Source organism: Quisquiliibacterium sp., from assembly GCF_982640115.1.
In genome coordinates, this window is record NZ_CEXFHW010000269.1 from 1 (window position 1) to 3,625 (window position 3,625).

A 3,625-nucleotide genomic window follows, 5' to 3' on the forward strand; every position below is an offset into this window, starting at 1 on the left:
AGCGCGTTTTTCGCCCAGGCGGAGCTCGACCGCCGGCTGAAGTGATGTACGGCTTCATCGACGAACAACGGGGCGCATTCGGGGTCGAGCCGATCTGCGAGGTCTTGCAGGTCGCCCCGTCGGCCTACCGCCGACATGCAGCGCGCGCCAGGGATCGATCCCTGCTGAGCCCAAGGGCGCGTCGTGATGCGGAGTTGGCGCCGAAGATCGAGCAGGTCTGGAACGCCAATTTCCAGGTCTACGGGGCCGACAAAGTGTGGAAGCAGATGAACCGCGAGGACGTGAGGGTGGCGCGCTGCACGGTGGAGCGGCTGATGAAGCACATGGGCTTGCGAGGCGCGATGCGAGGCAAGGTGGTGCGGACCACGGCACCGGATGTAAACGCGCCGTGCCCGCTGGACCGGGTCAACCGGCACTTCAAGGCCGAGCGGCCGAACCAGTTGTGGGTGTCGGACTTCACCTACGTCTCGACTTGGCAGGGCTGGTTGTACGTGGCCTTCGTCATCGATGTGTATGCCCGGCGGATCGTGGGCTGGCGTGTGAGCAAGACAATGCACGCCGACTTCGTACTCGACGCGCTCGAGCAGGCACTGTACGCCCGGCAACCCGATCGAGACCGACTGGTGCACCACTCCGATCGAGGGTCGCAATACGTCAGCATCCGCTACACGGAGCGGCTGGCCGAAGCCGGTATCGAACCCTCGGTGGGCAGCCGCGGCGACAGTTACGACAACGCGCTGGCCGAGACGATCAACGGACTGTACAAGACCGAGCTGATTCACCGGCGCGGGCCGTGGAAAACCCGCGAGGCCGTGGAAATCGCAACGCTGGGTTGGGTGTCCTGGTTCAACCATCATCGCCTGATGGAGGGTCTGGGCTACATCCCGCCGGCCGAGGCCGAGGAAAACTACTACCGGCAACTCATGAAGCAGCCCGCCTCGGAGGGCTGTTAACCTAACCCAACGGGCCTCCGCGATACCCGGGGCGATTCAGTTCTTCGTTCACGATCACCACCCGGCTCGGGTACAGCCGCGTGCTCACCGTGTGCCGGGCCAGTTCACACGGCACCGAGTAGCGGTTGCGCGCCACCGTCACCAAGCAGGTGCTGCTGACGCGGCTGAACTCCTGCACGTAGCCGTCGAAGGGTGCCGGCATCGGCATCAGGTGCTGCCGCTCCAGCTCCAGCATCTCCGCCACGCTGAAGGCCTTGTGCTCGGGGTGGCGCAACTCGGCCCACAACGCCTTGCAGCGCTCGGCCAGCCAAGCGTTGAGTTCGTCCAGGCTGCTGAAGCGCTGCTCGCGGGCGTCCAGCCAGATGCGCCGCCGGCTGTCCTGCACGTTCTTCTCGACGACACCCTTCTCCCAGCCCGAGGCCACGTTGCAGAAGTCGGCATCGAACAGGTAGTGCGCGCACATGGTCGTGAAGCGCAGGTTCACCTCGCGCGCCTTGCCCTTGCCCACACGGTCCACCGCCGTCTTCATGTTGTCGTAGATGCCTCGCCGGGCCACGCCGCCCAGCGCCGCGAACGAGCGGGTGTGGGCATCGAACAGCATCTCGTGACCTTGGCCCGGGTAGGCCACCAGCCAGAACGCCCTGGAGGCGCACAGCTTCATGTGCGCCACCTGCAGCCGCTGGTACTGCCCGCCGATGACCAGCGGCTCTTCGCTCCAGTCGAACTGGAAGGCCTCGCCGAGTTCGAAGCTCAGCGGCACGTAGGCGTCCCCCACCTGCACGCCGCCGCGTGCAGCCCGCCAATGCCGGATGTAGTCGGTCAGCCGGCTGTAGCCGCCTTGGTAGCCCGCGGCCGCAATCTGCGCGTGCAGGGCTTTGGCGGTGCGACGCTCCTTCTTCGACCGCCGGGCATCGGCCAGCAGTGCCTGCTGCACCGCCTCGACGAACGGGGCCAGCTTCGTGGGTACCTCAGGCCGTCTGTACTTCGGCGCCTCTGCCTTGTCGATGCGCAGGTACTTGCGCACCGTGTTCCTCGCCAGGCTCGTGGCCTTGGCGATCTCCCGCACCGACTTCTTCTCGCGGTGGTGCATCCGCAGGACCTTGCCAATCATGGCCATGGTGATCACTCCTCACACCCCGCTCCGCTGTGGATAAGTCGGGCAGGGTAGGTTGAACACCTGGGTCTGATTTCGGTCGGCACGATCCTCGTAAGTGGGTCAAATTTCAGTCGGCGCCAACATGTGTTGACTACGGCCCGCCCGGTGAGGCCCCGGAAGGCCCGCCAGGGGCCCTTTTCCTCTCTCCGTTCTCTGCCAGCCTGTTGACCAACAACAGGCGAGGTCTAGGATTCATGCGGGTTTCCGGGCGGTGAGTGCTGGTCGCGGACTGCCCGGCAGCGCGGAATCGAACGCCTGGGGACGGCCGGTTCGGGTAGGCGTTGAGTCATTCCCCAGCTTCACCAAGCCCGCCCGCCAGCGCCGCTGCCCCCGGCGGGACAGTCTTGCCAAATTTTGCCAAGCCGTCTAGCCTGTCGGCATGAGTACCATGAACATCTCCCTGCCCGACAGCCTCAAGGCCTTCGTCGACGAGCAGGTCAGCCAACGCGGCTACGGCACCAGCAGCGAGTACGTGCGCGAACTGATCCGCAGCGATCACGACCGGCTTCAGATGCGCAAGCTGCTGCTCGCGGGCGCATCGTCGGCCCCCACGAAGCCGGTGGACGAGACCTACTTCGAGGGCTTGCGCGAGCGGGTACGCGGCGCCGCCAGGGCAGCAGGCAAGACGCGCAGTCGGTAGTGAGGGCCAAGCCCGTCCTCCCGCGCGAGCAGGCCAACCAGGACGTCGAGGACGCGGTCGCCCACTACCTGGCTGAAGGTGCCGACACCGCCGCGCTCGGCTTCATCGACGCCTTGCAGAACGCGTACCGTCACATCGGCCGCCATCCGGCGACGGGCTCGCCGCGATACGCCCACGAGCTGAACCTGCCGGGCCTTCACTCCTGGCCGCTGACGCGGTATCCCTATCTCGTTTTCTACGTCGAGCGGTCAGACCATGTCGATGTCTGGCGTGTGCTGCACGGGCAGCGTGACATCCCGGCTTGGATGCAGCATCCCGGCGACGTGTGAAGGTCTACCTTCACATCGACGCAGCGGCTGCGGCGTTCGAATCCGCCCCAGCAAGAGGCTATCGGACGCCGCATGGCTCATCGGTTCGGACCGCGGATGCGGGTTCGGTTCCGTGTCCCGCCACCAGTACCAAGGGCCCAGAGTCATCTCTGGGCCCTTTCTTTTCTGGGCCCTTTCTTTTGGGCGCTTCCCCGAGGGAAACAGTGGTCTCCCTCAGGACTGCGGCGCGCGCCAAGCCGCCGAATTCCGCCGTCTTCGGCGCCAAGTGCCTCCCTGGTCTCGGTAAGCCTCAGGACTGTCCTGATGCGACCCCGGGGATTCATGCGGGTTTCCGGGCGGTGAGTGCAGGTGCCCGGCGTCAACTATCCTGGGTGATGTCCCCGGACGTGGTGTAGAAAGCGGGCAGTAACGACGCTCGGTTCGTCCGCTCGGGTCGCCGTCTACATCAGGCCAGTGCCGGTGCAGCCGGCAACCTGATGGTCGGATTCTCGCTCAGCTGCGCCATCGACTCCACCCCCATGTAGCGCTTCTGGATCGCGTATTCGTC

The 3,625-nt window shown here is 65.6% G+C and carries 3 protein-coding genes, 1 pseudogene and 1 other annotated feature; of the genes and pseudogenes, 3 read left to right on the plus strand and 1 reads right to left on the minus strand.

The annotated features are described in order from the left end of the window. The coding region (locus AC2H6A_RS18655; RefSeq protein WP_484275221.1) for an IS3 family transposase at positions 1-953 on the plus strand (953 nt) is incomplete at its 5' end. After that, positions 3-119: a sequence feature (AL1L pseudoknot), on the plus strand. (Overlaps the previous gene by 117 nt.) Positions 954-993: 40 nt before the next feature. Here AC2H6A_RS18655 and istA read toward each other — a convergent pair. Then, a pseudogene (gene istA, locus AC2H6A_RS18660) lies at positions 994-2,070 on the minus strand (IS21 family transposase); the annotation flags it as partial. Between the two features lie 418 nt (positions 2,071-2,488). On the opposite strand from istA, the gene AC2H6A_RS18665 reads away from it, so the two are divergent. Both AC2H6A_RS18665 and AC2H6A_RS18670 read left to right on the plus strand, forming a co-directional pair. Continuing rightward, the gene (locus AC2H6A_RS18665) at positions 2,489-2,749 is read left to right on the plus strand and encodes a ribbon-helix-helix domain-containing protein (protein ID WP_484275222.1); all 261 of its coding nucleotides are present in this window, start codon (positions 2,489-2,491) and stop codon (positions 2,747-2,749) included. After that, on the plus strand, positions 2,749-3,078 hold the full coding sequence (locus AC2H6A_RS18670; RefSeq protein ID WP_484275223.1) for a type II toxin-antitoxin system RelE/ParE family toxin: 330 nt from the start codon (positions 2,749-2,751) through the stop codon (positions 3,076-3,078). Before AC2H6A_RS18665 ends, AC2H6A_RS18670 begins: the two co-directional genes overlap by 1 nt. Positions 3,079-3,625 lie beyond the last annotated feature (547 nt).